Origin of the sequence: Flavobacterium aquiphilum, from assembly GCF_027111335.1 — a bacterium.
Taxonomy (GTDB): Bacteria; Bacteroidota; Bacteroidia; order Flavobacteriales; family Flavobacteriaceae; genus Flavobacterium; species Flavobacterium aquiphilum.
Window position 1 is genome coordinate 1,297,284 of record NZ_CP114288.1, and the last position, 18,916, is coordinate 1,316,199.

Consider the following 18,916-nt stretch of genomic DNA (forward strand, 5'->3'; position numbering starts at 1 on the left):
TTAAATTTTTTTAAAATGGCAAGATATACTGGTCCAAAAACCAAAATCGCTCGTAAATTTGGCGAGGCAATTTTCGGAGACGATAAAGCTTTCGAAAAAAGAAATTACCCTCCTGGACAACACGGGATGGCTAAAAAAAGAGGAAAAAAATCTGAGTATGCTGTTCAGTTGATGGAAAAGCAAAAAGCTAAATATTCTTATGGTATTTTAGAAAAACAATTCAGAAATTTATTCGAAAAAGCATCAGCTACTAAAGGAGTTACTGGTGAAGTGTTATTACAATTATGCGAAGCAAGATTGGATAATGTTGTTTTTAGAATGGGGATTGCTCCATCTAGAAGAGGTGCACGTCAAATCGTATCTCACAGACACATTACCGTAAATGGTGAGGTTGTAAATATTCCTTCTTACCACCTTAAGCCTGGTGATAAAGTTGCAGTTCGTGAAAAATCTAAATCTTTAGAGGCTATCGAACGTTCTTTATCTAATTCAAGTCATGTTTATGAATGGATTACTTGGAATAATGATCTTAAAGAAGGAACTTTCGTTTCTGTTCCTGCAAGACTTCAAATTCCAGAAAACATTAAAGAACAATTAATCGTAGAGTTGTACAACAAATAATAATTGACTTAGTCGAAATTTATGGCAATATTTAATTTTCAGAAGCCCGATAAAGTTATCATGATCGATTCAACCGATTTTGAAGGTAAATTTGAATTTAGACCTTTAGAACCTGGATACGGATTGACTGTTGGTAATGCACTTAGAAGAGTTTTGCTTTCAGCATTAGAAGGTTATGCAATTACATCTGTTCGTATAGAAGGTGTAGATCATGAGTTTTCTACTATTTCAGGAGTTGTTGAGGATGTTACAGAAATTATCCTTAATCTAAAACAAGTACGTTTCAAACGTCAAATTGAGGATATTGATAATGAATCAGTTACTATTTCTGTTTCTGGTAAAGATCAATTGACAGCTGGAGATTTTCAAAAATTTATCTCAGGTTTCCAAGTTTTGAATCCAGAACTTGTTATCTGTAATTTAGACAGTAAAATCAAACTGAATTTCGATTTAACTATCGAGAAAGGTAGAGGTTATGTTCCTGCTGAAGAGAACAAAAAACAGAATGCTGCAATTGGAACTATTTTTACGGATTCGATTTTTACTCCGGTAAAAAACGTAAAATATGCTATTGAAAACTTCCGTGTTGAGCAAAAAACAGATTATGAAAAATTAGTTTTTGAAATCAAAACTGATGGATCAATTAATCCTAAAGATGCTCTTACTGAAGCGGCAAAAGTTCTAATTCACCATTTCATGTTGTTTTCTGATGAAAGAATTACACTTGAGGCTGACGAAATTGCACAAACAGAGTCTTATGACGAAGAGTCATTACATATGAGACAATTGCTTAAAACTAAGCTTGTTGATATGGATCTTTCTGTTAGAGCCTTAAATTGTTTGAAAGCGGCTGAAGTTGATACACTTGGTGATTTAGTATCGTTCAATAAAAATGACCTAATGAAGTTCCGTAATTTTGGTAAAAAATCTTTAACTGAGCTAGATGAACTAGTTGCTGTTAAGAATTTGACCTTCGGTATGGATTTAGCAAAATACAAACTAGATAAAGAATAATCTAATCCCGTTTAATCGGGGTTAAATTTCATAAAGCAATGAGACACGGAAAAAAATTCAATCACTTAAGCAGACAGACTGCACATAGAAGTTCTATGTTAGCTAATATGGCTTGTTCTCTTATTGAGCACAAACGTATTAACACTACTGTTGCTAAAGCTAAAGCGCTTAAACAATTCGTTGAGCCGCTTATAACAAAATCAAAATCGGATACTACTCACAATCGTCGTATCGTTTTTGCTTACTTACGTAGTAAATATGCAGTAACTGACTTGTTTAGAGATGTTGCAGCGAAAGTAGGTGACCGTCCAGGTGGATACACTCGTATCATTAAAGTTGGAAATCGTTTAGGAGATAATGCTGATATGGCAATGATCGAATTAGTTGATTTTAATGAGCTTTACAACGGAGGTAAAAAAGAAGTTAAAAAAGCAAAAAGCCGTCGTGGTGGAAAAGCTAAAAAAGCTGAAGGAGTTGTTGAAGCTCCAGCTGCTGAGGCTGAACCTACAACAGACGCCGCTGAATAATTATGAAGATAATCATTCGATAATAATAAAGGATAAGCTATTTATAGTTTATCCTTTTTTTTTGATTTTTTTAAAAGTAACTATCAACAATCATTGTTTGTTTTAATTGTTGATTAGTAATTGAAATGGTGATTTTTTAAACTGTTTTTTTAAGAATATCTTATTTTATCTTTTTCAAACATTTTAGTGTCATTTTGTTACTGACTATTGTTGGGTTTCAAATAGACTGAATTATTCGTAGAAAAACATTGCGTCCACTGTTTTAAAAATCTAAATTTGCACAATATTAAATTACACATGAAATATACAACACGAAAAAGCGCTATTCTTCTATTAAGTGACGGAACCATATTCCACGGTAAATCAATCGGTATAAGTGGGAAAACTTTTGGTGAAGTTTGTTTTAACACCGGTATGACTGGTTATCAAGAGATTTTTACAGATCCTTCATATTTTGGACAATTAATGGTTGCTACGAATGCCCACATTGGTAACTATGGGGTAAATGATAAGGAAGTTGAATCAGGGAGTATCAAAATTGCCGGATTAATTTGTAAAAACTTTAGTTTTAATTATTCAAGAACTGATTCATCAGGAAGTTTGGAAGATTATTTTGCAAAGCAAAATTTAATTTGCATATCTGATGTAGATACACGTGCATTGGTGAGTTATATTCGTGATAATGGTGCGATGAATGCTGTTATTTGTACAGATGATACGCCTGTTGAAGAGTTGAAAAAACTATTGGCTGAAGTTCCGGATATGGAAGGCTTAGAGTTGGCTTCGAAAGTTTCGACAACTGAGCCTTATTTTTATGGAGATGAAAATGCTACTTACAAGATTTCAGCTTTAGATTTAGGAATTAAAGAGAATATTCTACGCAACTTAGCGAAAAGAGATTGTTACATTAAGGTTTTTCCTTATAATGCAACTTACGCAGATTTAGCTTCGTTTAATCCTGATGGTTTCTTCCTTTCGAATGGTCCTGGAGATCCGGATCCTTTGGAAAGCGCAATAAATGTTGCTAAAGAAATTATTCAAAATAATAAGCCATTATTCGGTATTTGTTTAGGGCACCAAGTTATTGCTTTGGCAAACGGAGTTTCTACATATAAAATGTTTAATGGTCACCGTGGAATTAATCATCCGGTAAAAAATATAATCACAGGTAAAGGCGAGATTACTTCTCAAAACCACGGATTTGCTGTAAACAAAGAGCAATTGGATAATCATCCAGAATTAGAAATTACACATTTGCATTTAAATGACGGTACTGTGGCAGGTATGAGAATGAAAAATAAAAATTGTTTTTCAGTGCAATATCACCCTGAAGCAAGTCCAGGACCACATGATTCTTCTTATCTTTTTGATCAGTTTATCGAAAATATTAAATCTGCATAAGACTAAAACGTTATCGTTAATAAATATAAGTATATTAACGGTTTTGTAATAAAGACTTGTAATTTTTTTTGCTTAATTTTGGTGAAAATATAAATTAATAACATAAAAAATAAGAATAATGAGTATTATCGTTAAAATCCACGCTAGACAAATTTTCGACTCAAGAGGTAATCCTACAGTAGAAGTTGATGTAATTACTGAGAATGGAATATTAGGAAGAGCAGCTGTTCCTTCTGGAGCTTCTACAGGAGCGCACGAAGCGCACGAGTTACGCGATGGAGGAAAAGCTTTCATGGGTAAAGGTGTTTTGAAAGCGGTTGAAAATGTAAATACAAAAATTGCTGAAGAATTAGTTGGTACTTCTGTTTTTGAACAAAATCTTATCGATCAAATGATGATTGATTTAGATGGTACTGCAACTAAATCTAACTTAGGGGCTAATGCAATTTTAGGAGTTTCTTTGGCGGTAGCTAAAGCAGCAGCTGAAGAATTAGGATTGCCTTTATACAGATATGTTGGTGGTGTTTCTGCAAATACTTTGCCTTTGCCAATGATGAATATCATCAATGGGGGATCACACTCTGATGCACCTATCGCTTTCCAAGAGTTTATGATTATGCCGGTTAAGGCTACTTCTTTTGCTCATGCTTTACAAATGGGTACAGAGGTTTTCCATAACCTTAAAAAAGTTCTACACGATAGAAATCTTTCTACTGCTGTTGGTGATGAAGGAGGTTTTGCTCCAACATTGGCTGGTGGTACAGAAGATGCTTTAGATACAATCAAAAAAGCTGTTGAAGCTGCTGGTTATTCTTTCGGGGATGATATTGTTGTGGCTCTTGACTGCGCTTCTTCTGAGTTCTACAAAGACGGTAAATATGACTATTCTAAATTTGAAGGTCCAGCTGGAAAAATCAGAACTTCTGCTGAACAAGTTGATTATCTAGCTGAATTGGCTACTAAATACCCAATTATTTCTATCGAGGATGGAATGGATGAAAATGACTGGGATGGATGGAAATTATTGACTGAAAAAATAGGTGATAGAGTTCAATTAGTTGGAGATGATTTATTTGTAACAAATGTTGAGCGTTTGTCAACTGGTATCGATAAAGGAATCGCTAATTCTATTTTGATTAAAGTTAACCAAATCGGTACTTTAACTGAAACTATTGCTGCTGTAAATATGGCTAAAAATGCTGGTTATACATCTGTAATGTCTCACCGTTCTGGAGAAACTGAAGATTATACAATCGCTGACTTAGCAGTAGCTTTAAATTGTGGTCAAATCAAAACTGGATCAGCTTCTCGTTCTGACCGTATGGCTAAATATAATCAATTATTGAGAATTGAAGAGGAATTAGGGAATTCTGCATATTTTCCTGGAAAAAAGGCCTTCAAAGTGAAGTAATTGTAATGAATTTATAGTAATTGAGCCATTCATCGACGATGAATGGCTTTTTTATTGAATATTTAACAAATTCGGTGAGCATTTAGTTTTTAATTTCTTTGGAATTCCTTAGTTTTGGTAAATTATAAACTTAATCCTATTTCATAAATAAATATGTCAAAAATAGCAATATTAGAAATTGACGGTAATAAGTTTGAGCTACCAATAATTGTTGGGAGCGAAAATGAAGCCGCTGTAGATATTAGTAAACTAAGAGATATGTCGGGTGTAATTACCCTTGATCCTGGTTATAAAAACTCTGGAGCTTGTAAAAGCGAAATCACCTTTTTGGATGGTGAACTTGGAATTTTGCGTTATAGAGGATATTCAATTGAGGATTTAGCTGATAAATCTCATTTTTTAGAGGTGGCTTATTTAATAATTTTTGGAGAATTGCCTTCTAATGAGAAATTAGAACAATTTGAAAATGATATCAGAAGATTCACTTTAGTGAGTGAAGATATGAAAATCATTTTGGATGGTTTCCCAAGTACTGCCCACCCAATGGGAGTTTTGTCTGCTTTGACTAGTGCTTTGACAGCTTTTAACCCTAAATCTGTTGATGTCAATAACGAAAAAGACATGTATGATGCGGTTTGTAAAACTCTTGCTAAATTTTTAGTTATTGCTACCTGGACTTATAGAAAAAGAATGGGGTTCCCTTTGAATTATTATGATAATACTTTGGGTTATGTGGAGAATTTCATGAATTTGATGTTTAAGTTGCCTACAGGACCTTACAAATTAAATCCGGTGATTATTGATGCATTAGATAAATTATTTATTCTTCATGCTGATCACGAGCAAAATTGTTCGACATCTACTGTTAGAATGGTAGGTTCTTCACATGCTGGACTTTTTGCATCTATATCTGCTGGAGTTTCTGCGTTATGGGGACCTTTACATGGAGGTGCTAATCAAGCTGTACTTGAGATGTTGGAAGAAATTCATGCTGCAGGTGGTGATGCTGATAAATATTTGGCGAAAGCTAAAGATAAAAATGATCCTTTTAGATTGATGGGATTCGGACATAGAGTTTACAAAAACTTTGATCCAAGAGCAAAAATTATCAAAAAAGCTGCAGATGATGTGCTTTCTACTTTGGGAGTTAATGACCCGATTCTTGATATTGCTAAAAAATTGGAAGCTGCTGCGTTGGAAGATGAGTATTTCAAATCAAGAAACTTATACCCTAACGTAGATTTCTATTCTGGTATTATTTATAGAGCTTTAGGGATTCCAACGGATATGTTTACTGTATTATTTGCAATTGGAAGATTACCAGGTTGGATTGCTCAATGGAAGGAAATGAGAGAAAACAAAGAGCCAATTGGAAGACCAAGACAAGTTTACACAGGTTATCCTTTGAGAGAATATGTTAAGGAATAAATTTTAAATAGATTAAATAAAGCTTCACTTTTGCGGTGAAGCTTTTTTTTTATCTTTGAATAAAAAAATATAACAATGCTTAGATTAAATGTTAATAATGAAACTTCAAGATTAAGGGCTGTAGTATTGGGATCTGCTAATAGTAATGGGCCAACACCAAAGATAGATGAAGCTTATGATCCTAAATCTTTGGAGCATATTTTGGCCAATACTTATCCAGTTGAGGCCGATATGATTGCTGAAATGGAAGCCTTAAATTCAGTGTTTCGAAAATATGGAGTGACTGTTTTCCGTCCTGAAATAATTGAAAACTATAATCAAATTTTTGTTAGGGATATTGGTTTTGTAATTGATGATACTTTTGTTAAATCTAATATTTTACCGGACCGTGAAAGGGAATTGGACGCGATTCAATATGTAATCGACCAAATAAATCCTGCGAAAGTCGTTCGCCCTCCAGAAGAAGTACATATTGAAGGAGGAGATGTGATGCTTTGGAATGATTATATTTTTGTTGGAACATACAAAGGAAGCGATTATGCGAGCTATATTACGGCAAGAACTAATATGCAAGGAGTCAAATTTATAAAAGAGTTATTTCCAAATAAAATTGTAAAAGAGTTTGATTTGGTTAAATCTAAAATTGAGGCTCGCGATAACGCTTTGCATCTTGATTGTTGTTTCCAGCCTGTGGGAAAAGACAAAGGGATAATTTATAAAAGAGGGTTTAGAGAAGAAGCTGATTATATGTTTTTGGTAAATCTTTTTGGTGCAGCCAATTTATTTCATATCACGAGAGAAGAAATGTATAATATGAATTCCAATGTGTTTTCGATTGATACAAATGTTGTTGTTTCCGAAAAGAATTTTACAAGATTAAATAACTGGCTACGAGGCAATGGATTTTTGGTAGAAGAAATTCCTTATGCCGAAATTTCAAAACAAGAAGGTTTGTTACGATGTTCGACATTGCCATTAATTAGGGATTAATAGATCTTTTGGGTTTTATTGTTTAACTTTAACCAAAATGATTTTTTAAATATAATACCATAAAAACATGAAACAAACAACAAACTCCATTTTGATGATTCGCCCTGTCGCATTCCGCATGAATGAGCAAACAGCGGTGAATAATTATTATCAAAAAGTTATTGAAGGTCTTTTGCCGGCAACTGTAAATGCAAAAGCACAACAGGAATTTGATGTTTTTGTTGAAAAGCTTCGCTCAGTGGGGGTAGATGTAACCGTGATCGATGATAGAGAAGGTTCGGATACGCCGGACAGTATTTTTCCAAACAATTGGATTTCTTTTCATGAAAATGGAGACGTAGCGCTTTATCCTATGTTTGCCGAGAATCGCCGTTTAGAACGTCGTGAAGACATTTTGGATACCTTGGAAGAAAAAGGATTTATAATCGATAATATTATGGATTATACTTCTGCAGAAGAAGACGGTTTTTTCTTAGAAGGAACGGGAAGTTTGGTTTTGGACAGGGAGAATGCAAAGGCTTATTGTGCGCTTTCCCCGCGGGCTGATGAAGAATTGTTTATCGAATTCTGCGAAGATTTTGAATTTACTCCTGTGATTTTTGAAGCCTTTCATACGGTTAACGGCGAGCGAAAATTAATTTATCATACCAATGTGATGATGTGTATTGGAGATACTTTTGCTGTTATTTGTGCGGATTGTATCGATGATAAAAAAGAACGTAAAATGGTTCTTGAAAGCCTTAAAGGTGATGAGAAAGATATTATTTTGATTACCGAAGACCAGCTGAATAATTTTGCCGGAAATATGCTAGAAGTAAGTGGTACCGATGATAGAAGGTATTTGGTAATGAGTGCTTCGGCTTATCAAAGTTTGACCAAAAAGCAAATTACACAGTTAGAGGAACACGTTACCATATTGAGTTCCAGTCTGGATACCATAGAGGCTTGCGGTGGTGGAAGTGCACGTTGCATGATGGCAGAGATTTTCCTGCCGACGGAATAAATAAGGAGAGAAACAATCGGTCTTATCAAAAGGCATGGGTTCCTGCTGTCGCCTTTATCTCTACGAGGATACCGGCTCCATCAGGGCTAAAAACGAAACACTAGGCATTTTTGCCGTCACTTATAAAAAATCCAAATTCCGAATGCTTACGTAATCGAAATTTGGATTTTTTGATTTTAAAACTTAAAAATTTCCTTTAATGATGTTGATTATAGCGCTTACGATGTATTGAATACCAATCGCAACAACAATAAAACCTACAATTCTTGAAATAGCAACAATACCTGAAGCTCCAAGCATTTGAGCTAGATAATGTGCACTTCTAAGAATTATAAAAATGGTAAATGCAATTGCTAATATGGCTATTGTAGCAGTAATCAGTTCATTGGTGGCGTTGTGTTCCTGATAAAACGCAATTAATAGGGAAATGGAACCTGGGCCTGCAAGCATTGGCATTGCCAAAGGTGTTAGGGCAATATCGTTTCTTTTTTGAGCATCGCTTTCTATCTTTTTATTGATTCCTCGCTTTTTATTGAATTTTCCCGAAAGCAAAGAAAAACCGGAACTAACAATAATTAACCCTCCCGCAATCCTTAGCGAATCAATACTAATGCCAAAAAAGCTTAAAACATATTTTCCAATAAAGAATGAAATGATTAGGATTAAAAAAACATTGATTGAAGTCCATAATGAAATTCTAGAGCATTCTTGTTTGGAGTCACCTTGAGTAAGTCCAACAAAAATTGGTACTGTTCCAATTGGATTTAGTACAGAAAATAAAGCTACAAACAAGTAAATAAATAAATCCATTAGGGTTTCAGTTTTGGTTGTAAAATTACGAATTTATGTATAAATAAGTTTAAATACGCATTACGGAATTGTTTATTTCAAAAAATGACAAGTAAAAATCAGAATTATTTAAAAACGAATAGTGCTTGGATTTGTTTCTCTCTTTGAACAATGATTTAGTTAGCTGCTTTTTAATTACTTTTGTGTCATATATCGATTAAAATGACAAAGAATAAAAAAACTTTGGTAATAGGTGGATCACCAAACCCTGAAAGAGTAGCTTTTAAGGCAATCGAAAAGCTGGTTGCCAAAGGGCATTCAGTTATTGTTTTTGGAAAAAATGAGGGGGAAATAGCAGATGTTAAAATAAATACCCATGTGATTCCTGTTGAAAATATAGACACTGTTTCATTATATATAAATCCAACACATCAAAGTGAATATTATAAATACATAATCGATCTTAAGCCGAATCGTGTTTTGTTTAGCCCGGGGACTGAAAATCCAGAGTTTTATCAATTGTTGAAATTGAACGATATAAGATATGAAGAAGCTTGTACATTGGTTTTGTTGACACTGAATGAATATTAATTTTTTGAAGGATTAAATTTTTAAATAGCAGTTTGTCAAATTGCTTACTTTTGTACCCATGGAATTTTCTTCAAAACTAATAGAAAAAGCAGTTAATGAGATGTCTCAATTGCCAGGAATAGGTAAAAGAACAGCTTTGCGACTGGTTTTGCATATTTTAAAGCAGCCCAAGGAGCAGGCTTCTTTTTTGGCTCAAGCATTGGTGACGATGCGGGAAGAAATCAAATATTGTAATAGCTGTCATAATATTTCGGATAGTGAAGTTTGTGAAATTTGTTCTAATTCTGCCAGAAATCATCAAATCATTTGTGTTGTTGAGGATATTCGAGATGTAATGGCTATCGAAAATACGGGTCAATTTAGAGGGATTTATCATGTTTTGGGAGGGAAAATATCTCCCATCGACGGAGTAGGCCCCAGTCAACTTACCATTAACACATTGGTTGAAAAAGTGAAATTGGGGAAAGTCAAAGAGATAATATTTGCCTTAAGCTCAACAATGGAAGGAGATACGACCAATTTTTATATCTATAAACAAATTGCTGATTTACCAATTGTAGTTTCAACAATAGCGAGAGGAATTGCAGTTGGGGACGAATTGGAATATGCAGATGAAGTAACTCTCGGTCGAAGTATTTTGCAAAGAGTACCTTTTGAAAAATCATTAAAAACAAATTAAATAGGTTATTGAGCGGGATGCTTTTTTAATACTAATTGAAAAACTATATTTGTTGCTAATACTGTTTACTATTTCAAAATAGGCCTCTCGATAGCTTTGGGGTTATTATGCTAAATGAAATATAGAACGGCATTAATCAGAATATACGGGAATAATTTAAAATACCTTTGGTTTAATATAACACGAATGAGCAAACGTTTTCTTCTTATTTTTTTATTTATCAGTTTGTTATTTACATCCTGTATTCCTGTAAAAGATTTGGTTTATCTTCAAAAAAAAGATAATTCTTCTCCTGATCCGGTTTCGATGGTAGAGTCAAAACCGTATCGTTTGCAAACTCATGATGTGTTGAGTATTAATATAAAAGCTTCAGATCCAAAACTTGTAGCAATTTTTAACCCAACAACAAATGGCACCTCAAACGAGCATTCGGAGTCTGGTTTGTATTTTGACGGGTTCACAGTTGACGACCACGGGAATATTCGAATTCCTGTTTTAGGAGAAATGAATGTTTTGGGATTTACTTTGGAAGAAGTTCGAATTAAAATTGAAAAGCAATTATTGGCCGACTATTTTAAAGATAATGCGAGTATTTTTGTGGTAGTAAAATTAGCCGGTTTTCGATATACAATAAATGGGGAAGTAGGAAGTGCCGGTACTAAAACTTTGTTTCAGGAAAAAGTAAATGTGATGCAAGCTATTGCCAATGCGGGTGACATAACAACTACCGGAGATAGAAAAGCTGTGACCATTATAAGACAGACCCCTAATGGAACCGAGATGAAAAATTTGGATCTGACTGATATCAAAGTAATGAATTCACCCTATTATTTTTTACAGCCAAACGATTATATCTATGTAAAACCACTGAAGCAAAAAACATGGGGAACAGGAAGTACTGGACTTCAGTCTTTGACAACACTTATTACATTGTTTTCATTATTGACTTCAGTTTTTTTGTTGGTTAAAAATTAAAATCAAATTACAAAAATGTTAGATATTAAAGATTTTGCGGTTTTTGACAATCATTCTGCTTTTGATTTTAAAGGGTTTTTAATAAAGATATTGAGTTATTGGAAATGGTTTTTACTATCTGTGATCATCACATTTGTAATTGCATACCAGGTTAATATCCGAAAAGAAAAAATTTATGCGATCGAAACCTTAATTTCCGTTAAGGAGGAGACCAATCCACTTTTCACATCAAGTACCAATTTGGTTTTTAATTGGGGGGGAGCTTCGGATCAAATGCAGACCATCTCCACTACATTGCAATCCCGTTCTCACAATGAGTTAGTAGTTGATAAATTGCAATTTTATATCGATTATTTGGTTCAAGGCGAATATAATCTTTTGGATGCTTATGGAGCTGTTCCGTTTCATATCGAAATCGATAAGAAACAAGGACAATTGATTGGAAACCTGATCAAGATTAAATTTATTACTGAAAATGAATATGAAATACGAATTCCATTTGAGGGAACCTCTGTTTCTGTCATTCATTATTCTGATAATAGTTATGGCAACACTTCGGTTGTGGAAGGGGAATTTGTGCAACGATATAAAGTTGGTAAAAAAGTGTCTTTGCCTTTTTTGAATTGGAAATTACAAATCAACGACAATCCGGGTTTATATAAAGGGAATGAATACTTTGTGCGATTTAATGATTTTGATGGTACAGTATCGAATTATAGGAATGTAAATGTCAAACTTGATGATCGAGGGAGCTCAATTATTACTTTGGGAATGCAAGGTACTAATAAAGCCCGCATGGTTGAATATCTGAATGCGACTGTAAATATGTTGATAAAAAGGCAGTTGGATAGTAAAAACCAATTTGCAACCAATACGATTAATTTTATTGACAGTACGCTTGTTGCAATGGAGTCTCAACTCAAGCAAACAGGTGATGAGTTGAAATCTTTTAGAAAAGGTAAAAATATTTATGATGTTGAAGGTGGTGGTGCAACCAAATATTCTGATAAAATCTTAGATTTTGATGTAGAAAAGGATGCTATAAATCGTAAACTAGCCTATTATAATTCGTTAAAATCGTATTTAAAAAATAGTGTAGATTATTCAAAACTACCGGCACCATCGGTAGCAGGAATTGAGGATCCTAATATTGTTGTCAATGTGTCTAAATTAATTGCACTTTCTACTCAACGGTCGGAGATGGCTTATGCGGTAAAAAGTGAAAAGATATTCAGAGATTTTGACAATCAGATGGAAGCAATCAAGAATGTCTTGCTTGAAAATATTGTTACTGCCAAATCCTCTTTGGAATATGATTTGGCAATGGTGCAAAGTAAAGTCAATCAAGCAGAAAGCAAAATAAAAAGTCTTCCGGATGACCAGCAGGAATTAATAAAAATAAAAAGAAAATATGATTTAAACGATAATATCTACAGTACTTTTCTTCAAAAAAGAAGTGAAGCCGATATTGTCAAAGCGGCCAATCTTTCGGATATTCATTTTATTGATCCGGCCAAAGATATTGGCGGAGGGCTTATTGGCCCCAAGACAGGTGTGAATTATATTTTGGCTCTTTTTCTAGGATTGTTGATTCCTTTGTTGATTATCGTCGTTCTTTATTTTATTAATAATACCATTCAAAATCCAGATGATATTACTAAGCTGACAAGCATTCCTGTTATTGGCATTGTTGGTGTAAATATGGATCATAATAATTTGGCAGTATTTGAAAAGCCAAAATCAGCATTGTCAGAATCTTTTAGAGCGATTCGTTCTTCGTTGCAATTTTTGTATAAAAAGAATAATGTAGCGGGTGCCAAAACATTAATGATAACCTCTTCGGTGAGTGGTGAAGGAAAAACATTTTGTTCCATAAATATCGCTACGGTTTTTGCTTTAAGCGGAAAAAAGACTGTAATCGTTGGGATGGATTTGCGAAAACCCAAGCTGTTTGATGAATTTAATTTGTCTAATTCTGCAGGTGTTGTTAATTATTTGATTAAAGACAAAAAATTGGAGGAAATTGTCAATCATACATCAGTACCTTTTTTGGACGTTATATTTTCCGGACCAATACCTCCAAATCCATCTGAATTGATATTAAGTGATGGAATGAAGGACTTGATGGATGAACTGAAAGCCAATTACGATTATATCATTTTAGATACCCCTCCAGTAGGCTTGGTTGCCGATTCATTGGAGTTGACTCAATATTGTGATGTTAACTTATATATCGTAAGGCAAAATTTCACTAAAAAAGGAATGATAACATTGCTGAACAACAGGATAAGTCGTGAGGAACTTCAGAATACCAGTATTATTTTGAATGGTTTTGAAAATAAAGCAAAATATGGTGGAGGATATGGTTATGGCTATGGTTACGGAAACGGTAATTATTCCAATGGATATCATGATGTAGAAAAGAAAAAAAGCTTTGTTGAGAAAATAATAGCAAAAAAGAAGTAGCAACGCTTGTTTTAAATTAATAAGAAATGGCAGAAAATAGTAAAAAGAAGATACTAATTACGGGAGGAGCTGGATTTATTGGCTCTAATTTATGCGAGTATTTTTTATCCAAAGAATATCAGGTAGTTTGTTTGGATAACTTTTCTACAGGTCATCGACATAATTTAAAGGATTTTATTGATAATAAAGATTTCGTTTTAATAGAAGGGGACATCAGAAGTTTGGAAACCTGTCAAAAGGCTATTGAAGGTGTTGATTATGTGTTGCATCAGGCAGCATTGGGTTCAGTACCCAGATCAATTAATGATCCCATTACAACCAATGATGTCAATGTTTCCGGTTTTTTGAACATGTTGGTAGCTTCGCGCGATGCTAATGTGAAACGTTTTGTATATGCAGCCAGTTCTTCGACTTATGGGGATTCTGAGGGATTGCCTAAAGTTGAAAATGTGATAGGGAAACCACTTTCTCCGTATGCAATCACAAAATATGTAAATGAATTGTATGCTGAGATTTTCAGCAGAACTTACGGACTGGAAACTATTGGTTTGCGCTATTTCAATGTGTTTGGAAGAAAGCAGGATCCCAATGGGGCATATGCTGCTGTTATTCCAAAGTTTGTGATGCAATTGATGAAGCATGAAAGTCCAAAAATAAACGGGAATGGGAATTATTCCCGGGATTTCACCTATATTGATAATGTGATTCAGATGAATGAATTGGCAATGACAACGGAGAATCCGGAAGCAGTTAACACGGTTTATAATACTGCTTATGGTGACAGAAATACATTGAATGATTTGGTCGGATATTTAAAAACTTTTTTATCTGAATATGATTCAAAAATTGCAGGAGTGCCTATCGAATATGGACCTAACAGAGCTGGGGATATTCCGCATTCGTTGGCTAGTATTGATAAAGCTACAGCTATTCTAGGGTATAACCCTCAGTTTTCTTTGCAGGAAGGACTGAAAGAAGCAGTAAATTGGTATTGGAATAATTTAAGATAAAATAAAAAAATAATAAAGTAGTTAATGGAAATTACAAAAATTTGTTGCATCGGAGCGGGATATGTGGGGGGACCAACCATGGCCGTAATAGCACAAAAATGTCCTCAAATTCAAGTTACGGTAGTCGATTTGAATGTGGAAAGAATCTTGGCTTGGAATGATGAAAATACCGATAATATTCCAATTTATGAGCCGGGATTATCTGAAATTGTTGCCGAAGCCAGAGGAAGAAACCTGTTTTTTTCAACTGAAGTAGATAAGGCAATTGATGAAGCCCAAATCATTTTTATATCGGTAAATACGCCAACTAAAACCTATGGAAAAGGAAAAGGGATGGCTGCCGATTTAAAATATATTGAATTGTGTGCCAGGCAGATTGCAAGAGTGGCAAAAAATGATAAGATTGTTGTTGAAAAATCTACTTTGCCGGTGCGTACCGCCGAGGCAATTAAAAGTATCCTTGATTCTACAGGGAATGGAGTACAATTCCAAATTCTTTCCAATCCGGAATTTTTGGCCGAAGGTACCGCGGTTCAGGATTTATTGGATCCAGATCGTATTTTAATTGGCGGTGATACTTCGGTTCAAGGACAAGAAGCGATTCAAGCCTTGGTTGATGTGTATTCGAATTGGGTGAGTCCGGAAAAGATTTTAACTACCAATGTTTGGTCTTCTGAGTTGTCTAAGCTTACTGCGAATGCTTTTTTGGCACAAAGGATATCATCAATCAATGCAATGTCGGAGCTTTGTGAAAAAACGGGAGCCGATGTGAATGAGGTTGCCAAAGCGATAGGGATGGATAGTCGTATTGGTCCTAAATTCCTAAAAGCATCTGTAGGATTTGGAGGTTCTTGTTTTCAAAAAGACATATTGAATTTGGTTTATATTGCTAAATCATACGGATTGAATGAAGTGGCCGATTATTGGGAGCAGGTAATTATAATGAATGACCATCAAAAGCGTCGTTTTTCAAATAAAATCGTGCAAACACTTTATAACACTGTTGCCGATAAAAAAATTGCGTTTTTGGGTTGGGCTTTCAAAAAGGATACTAATGATACCCGTGAATCTGCAGCTATTTACGTAGCTGATGATTTGATTAATGAGCAAGCAAAAATTGTGGTTTATGATCCAAAAGTATCCAGAAATAAAATCCTTGCCGATTTGGATTATCTTGAAACAAGAACTTCAGAGAAAAATGCAAATAGTGTCATCACTTTTGATGATCCATATTCCTCCTGTGAAAAAGCGCATGCTGTCGCTATACTTACTGAGTGGGATGAGTTCGTTCAATATGATTGGCAAAAAATATATGATAATATGCAAAAACCGGCTTTTATTTTTGACGGAAGAAATATCCTGAATAAAGCGGAATTAGAAAAAATAGGGTTTGTTTATCAAGGTATTGGGGCTTGATTTTTTCTCATCCCAGCCCTCTCTAAAGGAGAGGGAGGGATTGGATTGTTTTCTATTTTTAAATGATTATATCGTAATAGTACATATTGTTTCGATTTTTAAAATAAAAGAGACTGTCTATTAGGTAGCCTCATTTTTGTTTTTTCGTGAAGCGTATTTTTCTTTTGTCTTGATACAAAAGAAACAAAAGATCAAGCCTGATTTTTTTGCTAAAAATCATAGAACGGATTCTCTTATTGCGACCCCAGCCGCTCGTGTCTCACACTCGACTTTGGGGGCGCTCCCAACAGCCAACGCGTAAATCCTTATCTTGATTTTTGACAAAAAATATTAGGGTGGTTTTAGTTTTGAGTTACTTCTCGACTGCGATCAAGGTGAAAGATGTTGTTTGCGTTACTTTTATTATTAGATGCTTTTTTGTTGCTATGATAATATTCTATGTAGTAACAGTGTGGTGGGGTTAGAGAGCTTTTGTTAATTTTTTTAAATTATAATGAAATTCTGTAAATAAAGCCTGTGATAAAGTATATTTGCATTTTTTTTTAATGTTCATTTAATAAAATTTGCCCTTATAAAAATAAATTCATGAAACTACATTTTGCAATCGTATTTACGATACTGACGTTCTTCTCTTTAAAAGCACAAAATATTACTGTTGGATCTGTCGATATGATAGAGCAAAGAAGCAGAAACGAACAGTTGCTTGGTAATGCCAATCCACTTGTTTCTTATACCTTGCGTCCGTTAGCTGTAGATCTAGTTGATTCAACACAAACAAGATCAAGTGGAAAAGTGAATATCAAAGTACTTCCTATAACCTTAACCCAACAGTACAACGCTTTTGTGCCTTATGGTTGGAATGATGGTTTGATGATTCCTGCCAAAGGTTTTCAATCCTTTTTAACGGCAGGGTTGTTTGCCGAGTATGGCATTTTGAGTGTGCAAATAAAACCCGAAAATGTATATGCTGCAAATCCAAATTATGATATTTTTCCTTTGACGGAGTCAAATGTAGCTAGATTTGCAAATATTTCCTATTTGAATACTACTGACCTGCCAGCTCCGTTTGGGGACAAGGCTTACCATAAATTGAGTTGGGGTCAAAGTAATATAAAATTAAATATTAAACAATTTTCTGTTGGCCTATCTACCGAAAATTTGTGGTGGGGTCCGGGAACCAGAAATTCATTGGTTATGAGCAATAACGCTCCGGGGTTTTTACATTTTACTTTGAACACCAGAAAGCCTGTGGAGACTTTTATCGGGAGTTTTGAAGGGCAAATCATCTCCGGAAAACTAGAAGGTTCGGGATTACATAGTCCAAAATCGCAATTCATCATTGATGGTGTTGATTACGAAATTCCTAAAAGTGGAGATTGGCGTTATATCAACGGTCTTTCTATAAATTATCACCCTAAATGGGTTCCCGGTTTGTTTGTTGGATTGAATCGTTCCATACAAGTTTATCGTGAAGATATGGGGCATAGTTTTTCAGACTATATGCCAATTTTTGCCCCATTTCAGAAAAAAAATGTGCCTGAAGAAGATGCTAAGAACAGGGATCAATTGGCTTCGCTGTTTTTTAGATGGGTTATGAAGGAATCTAAATTTGAATTTTATGGAGAAAGCGGTTGGAACGACCATTCTGCAACTATTTGGGACTTTTTTGATTCTCCTGAACATTCCAGAGCTTATCTTTTTGGGTTCAATAAGTTATTTATGCTTAACAAAACCAAAAATCAATATTTAAAAGTAAGTTTTGAAACCACACATTTGGAACAAAGCGCTGATCGTCTAGTAAGACCAGCCGGAGCATGGTATCAACACGGACTTGTTCTTCATGGGTACACCAATAAAGGGCAGGTGCTTGGAGCGGGAATCGGTCCGGGAAGTAATTTACAAAGCTTGGATTTTAGTGTTTGGGAAAAAGATTTGGTTTGGGGAGTACAAGTTGAGCGATATGCCCACAATATGGATTTTTATTACGACGCTTATACAGACTATAATCATAAATGGGTTGATCTGGGTGTAAATACATATGCTTATAAAAAGTATAGGAATTTGGGTGTTCAGGCAAAACTTAATTTTGCGCAATTAAGAAACTTTCAGTATCAATACGAGGATAATAAATTCAATATGCAGTTTCAGGTTTCGTTGCAGTATCAGCTTTAGGTTTTATTGTTTAAAAGTTTAATTGTTTAGAAGTTTAAAAGTTTAGAATGGAAGATTTTCATTTTACTCCGACCCTAAAGGGAGCCCAAAAGCGGAGAATTTTAGGTTTAAGTTTTGTGAGATAGACTTCTTGATTACTCTAAAAATTATCGTTTATTGTTTTATATACTTGTCCGTTATTAAACCTAAAAAAACTTTTTATCACAAATTGCACAAATTAGCACAAATTTAAAATGGAATCATTGAAATATCTGTGTCAATCACTTCAAAATGTGTTCTATAGAATGTTTATTAGTTAGATAGAGGCTAAGCATATTGTTTTATGTGATTTTTTGGCTTATGTATAATAGTTTTTTGAATTTGTAGGGAGGGCCTCATTACAATAGACCACCCCACCCTTCGGGTACCCCTCCAAAGGAGGGG

The 18,916-nt window shown here is 34.4% G+C and carries 16 protein-coding genes; 15 read left to right on the top strand and 1 reads right to left on the bottom strand.

Going from position 1 to position 18,916, the window contains the following annotated elements:
* Positions 1–15 precede the first annotated feature (15 nt).
* The 8 genes from rpsD (at position 16) to ctlX (ending at position 8,395) form a co-directional block, all read left to right on the top strand.
* Positions 16–621 (top strand): 30S ribosomal protein S4, encoded by a 606-nt coding sequence (gene rpsD / locus OZP12_RS05340; RefSeq protein ID WP_035637335.1) that lies wholly within the window; start codon positions 16–18, stop codon positions 619–621.
* A 21-nt stretch (positions 622–642) separates the two neighbouring features.
* Positions 643–1,635, top strand: a complete 993-nt coding sequence (locus OZP12_RS05345; protein ID WP_281228008.1) for a DNA-directed RNA polymerase subunit alpha — start codon at positions 643–645, stop codon at positions 1,633–1,635.
* Between the two features lie 38 nt (positions 1,636–1,673).
* A complete protein-coding gene (gene rplQ / locus OZP12_RS05350; protein ID WP_281228009.1) occupies positions 1,674–2,162 on the top strand; it encodes a 50S ribosomal protein L17 in 489 nt (162 codons plus the stop codon).
* A 297-nt stretch (positions 2,163–2,459) separates the two neighbouring features.
* Positions 2,460–3,563 carry a glutamine-hydrolyzing carbamoyl-phosphate synthase small subunit gene (gene carA, locus OZP12_RS05355; RefSeq protein WP_281228010.1) on the top strand — a complete coding sequence of 368 codons (1,104 nt, stop codon included), beginning with the start codon at positions 2,460–2,462 and terminating at the stop codon, positions 3,561–3,563.
* A gap of 118 nt (positions 3,564–3,681) precedes the next feature.
* On the top strand, positions 3,682–4,974 hold the full coding sequence (gene eno / locus OZP12_RS05360; protein WP_281228011.1) for a phosphopyruvate hydratase: 1,293 nt from the start codon (positions 3,682–3,684) through the stop codon (positions 4,972–4,974).
* Between the two features lie 153 nt (positions 4,975–5,127).
* Positions 5,128–6,402: a citrate synthase gene (locus OZP12_RS05365; protein WP_281228012.1), complete on the top strand. Its 1,275-nt coding sequence runs from the start codon at positions 5,128–5,130 to the stop codon at positions 6,400–6,402.
* Between the two features lie 75 nt (positions 6,403–6,477).
* Positions 6,478–7,392, top strand: coding sequence for a dimethylarginine dimethylaminohydrolase family protein (locus tag OZP12_RS05370; RefSeq protein ID WP_281228013.1), 915 nt, complete (start codon positions 6,478–6,480; stop codon positions 7,390–7,392).
* 67 nt (positions 7,393–7,459) lie between these two features.
* The gene (ctlX, locus tag OZP12_RS05375) at positions 7,460–8,395 is read left to right on the top strand and encodes a citrulline utilization hydrolase CtlX (protein WP_281228014.1); all 936 of its coding nucleotides are present in this window, start codon (positions 7,460–7,462) and stop codon (positions 8,393–8,395) included.
* Between the two features lie 183 nt (positions 8,396–8,578).
* Here ctlX and OZP12_RS05380 read toward each other — a convergent pair whose 3' ends face one another.
* Entirely contained in the window at positions 8,579–9,205 is a 627-nt protein-coding gene (locus tag OZP12_RS05380) for a MarC family NAAT transporter (RefSeq protein ID WP_281228015.1), read from the bottom strand.
* A gap of 201 nt (positions 9,206–9,406) precedes the next feature.
* Between OZP12_RS05380 and OZP12_RS05385 the strand changes: the two genes are divergently transcribed.
* The 7 genes from OZP12_RS05385 to OZP12_RS05415 all read left to right on the top strand — a co-directional run bounded on the left by OZP12_RS05385 (position 9,407) and on the right by OZP12_RS05415 (position 18,493).
* Positions 9,407–9,775 carry a CoA-binding protein gene (locus OZP12_RS05385; protein WP_281228016.1) on the top strand — a complete coding sequence of 123 codons (369 nt, stop codon included), beginning with the start codon at positions 9,407–9,409 and terminating at the stop codon, positions 9,773–9,775.
* 58 nt (positions 9,776–9,833) lie between these two features.
* Positions 9,834–10,454: a recombination mediator RecR gene (gene recR / locus OZP12_RS05390; protein WP_281228017.1), complete on the top strand. Its 621-nt coding sequence runs from the start codon at positions 9,834–9,836 to the stop codon at positions 10,452–10,454.
* A gap of 186 nt (positions 10,455–10,640) precedes the next feature.
* Entirely contained in the window at positions 10,641–11,429 is a 789-nt protein-coding gene (locus OZP12_RS05395) for a polysaccharide biosynthesis/export family protein (protein WP_281228018.1), read from the top strand.
* A 15-nt stretch (positions 11,430–11,444) separates the two neighbouring features.
* On the top strand, positions 11,445–13,895 hold the full coding sequence (locus tag OZP12_RS05400) for a polysaccharide biosynthesis tyrosine autokinase (protein WP_281228019.1): 2,451 nt from the start codon (positions 11,445–11,447) through the stop codon (positions 13,893–13,895).
* Positions 13,896–13,921: 26 nt separating this feature from the next.
* Entirely contained in the window at positions 13,922–14,905 is a 984-nt protein-coding gene (locus OZP12_RS05405) for an SDR family oxidoreductase (RefSeq protein WP_281228020.1), read from the top strand.
* Positions 14,906–14,929: 24 nt separating this feature from the next.
* The gene (locus OZP12_RS05410) at positions 14,930–16,321 is read left to right on the top strand and encodes a UDP-glucose 6-dehydrogenase (RefSeq protein WP_281228021.1); all 1,392 of its coding nucleotides are present in this window, start codon (positions 14,930–14,932) and stop codon (positions 16,319–16,321) included.
* A 585-nt stretch (positions 16,322–16,906) separates the two neighbouring features.
* Entirely contained in the window at positions 16,907–18,493 is a 1,587-nt protein-coding gene (locus OZP12_RS05415) for a capsule assembly Wzi family protein (protein ID WP_281228022.1), read from the top strand.
* Positions 18,494–18,916: the final 423 nt, after the last annotated feature.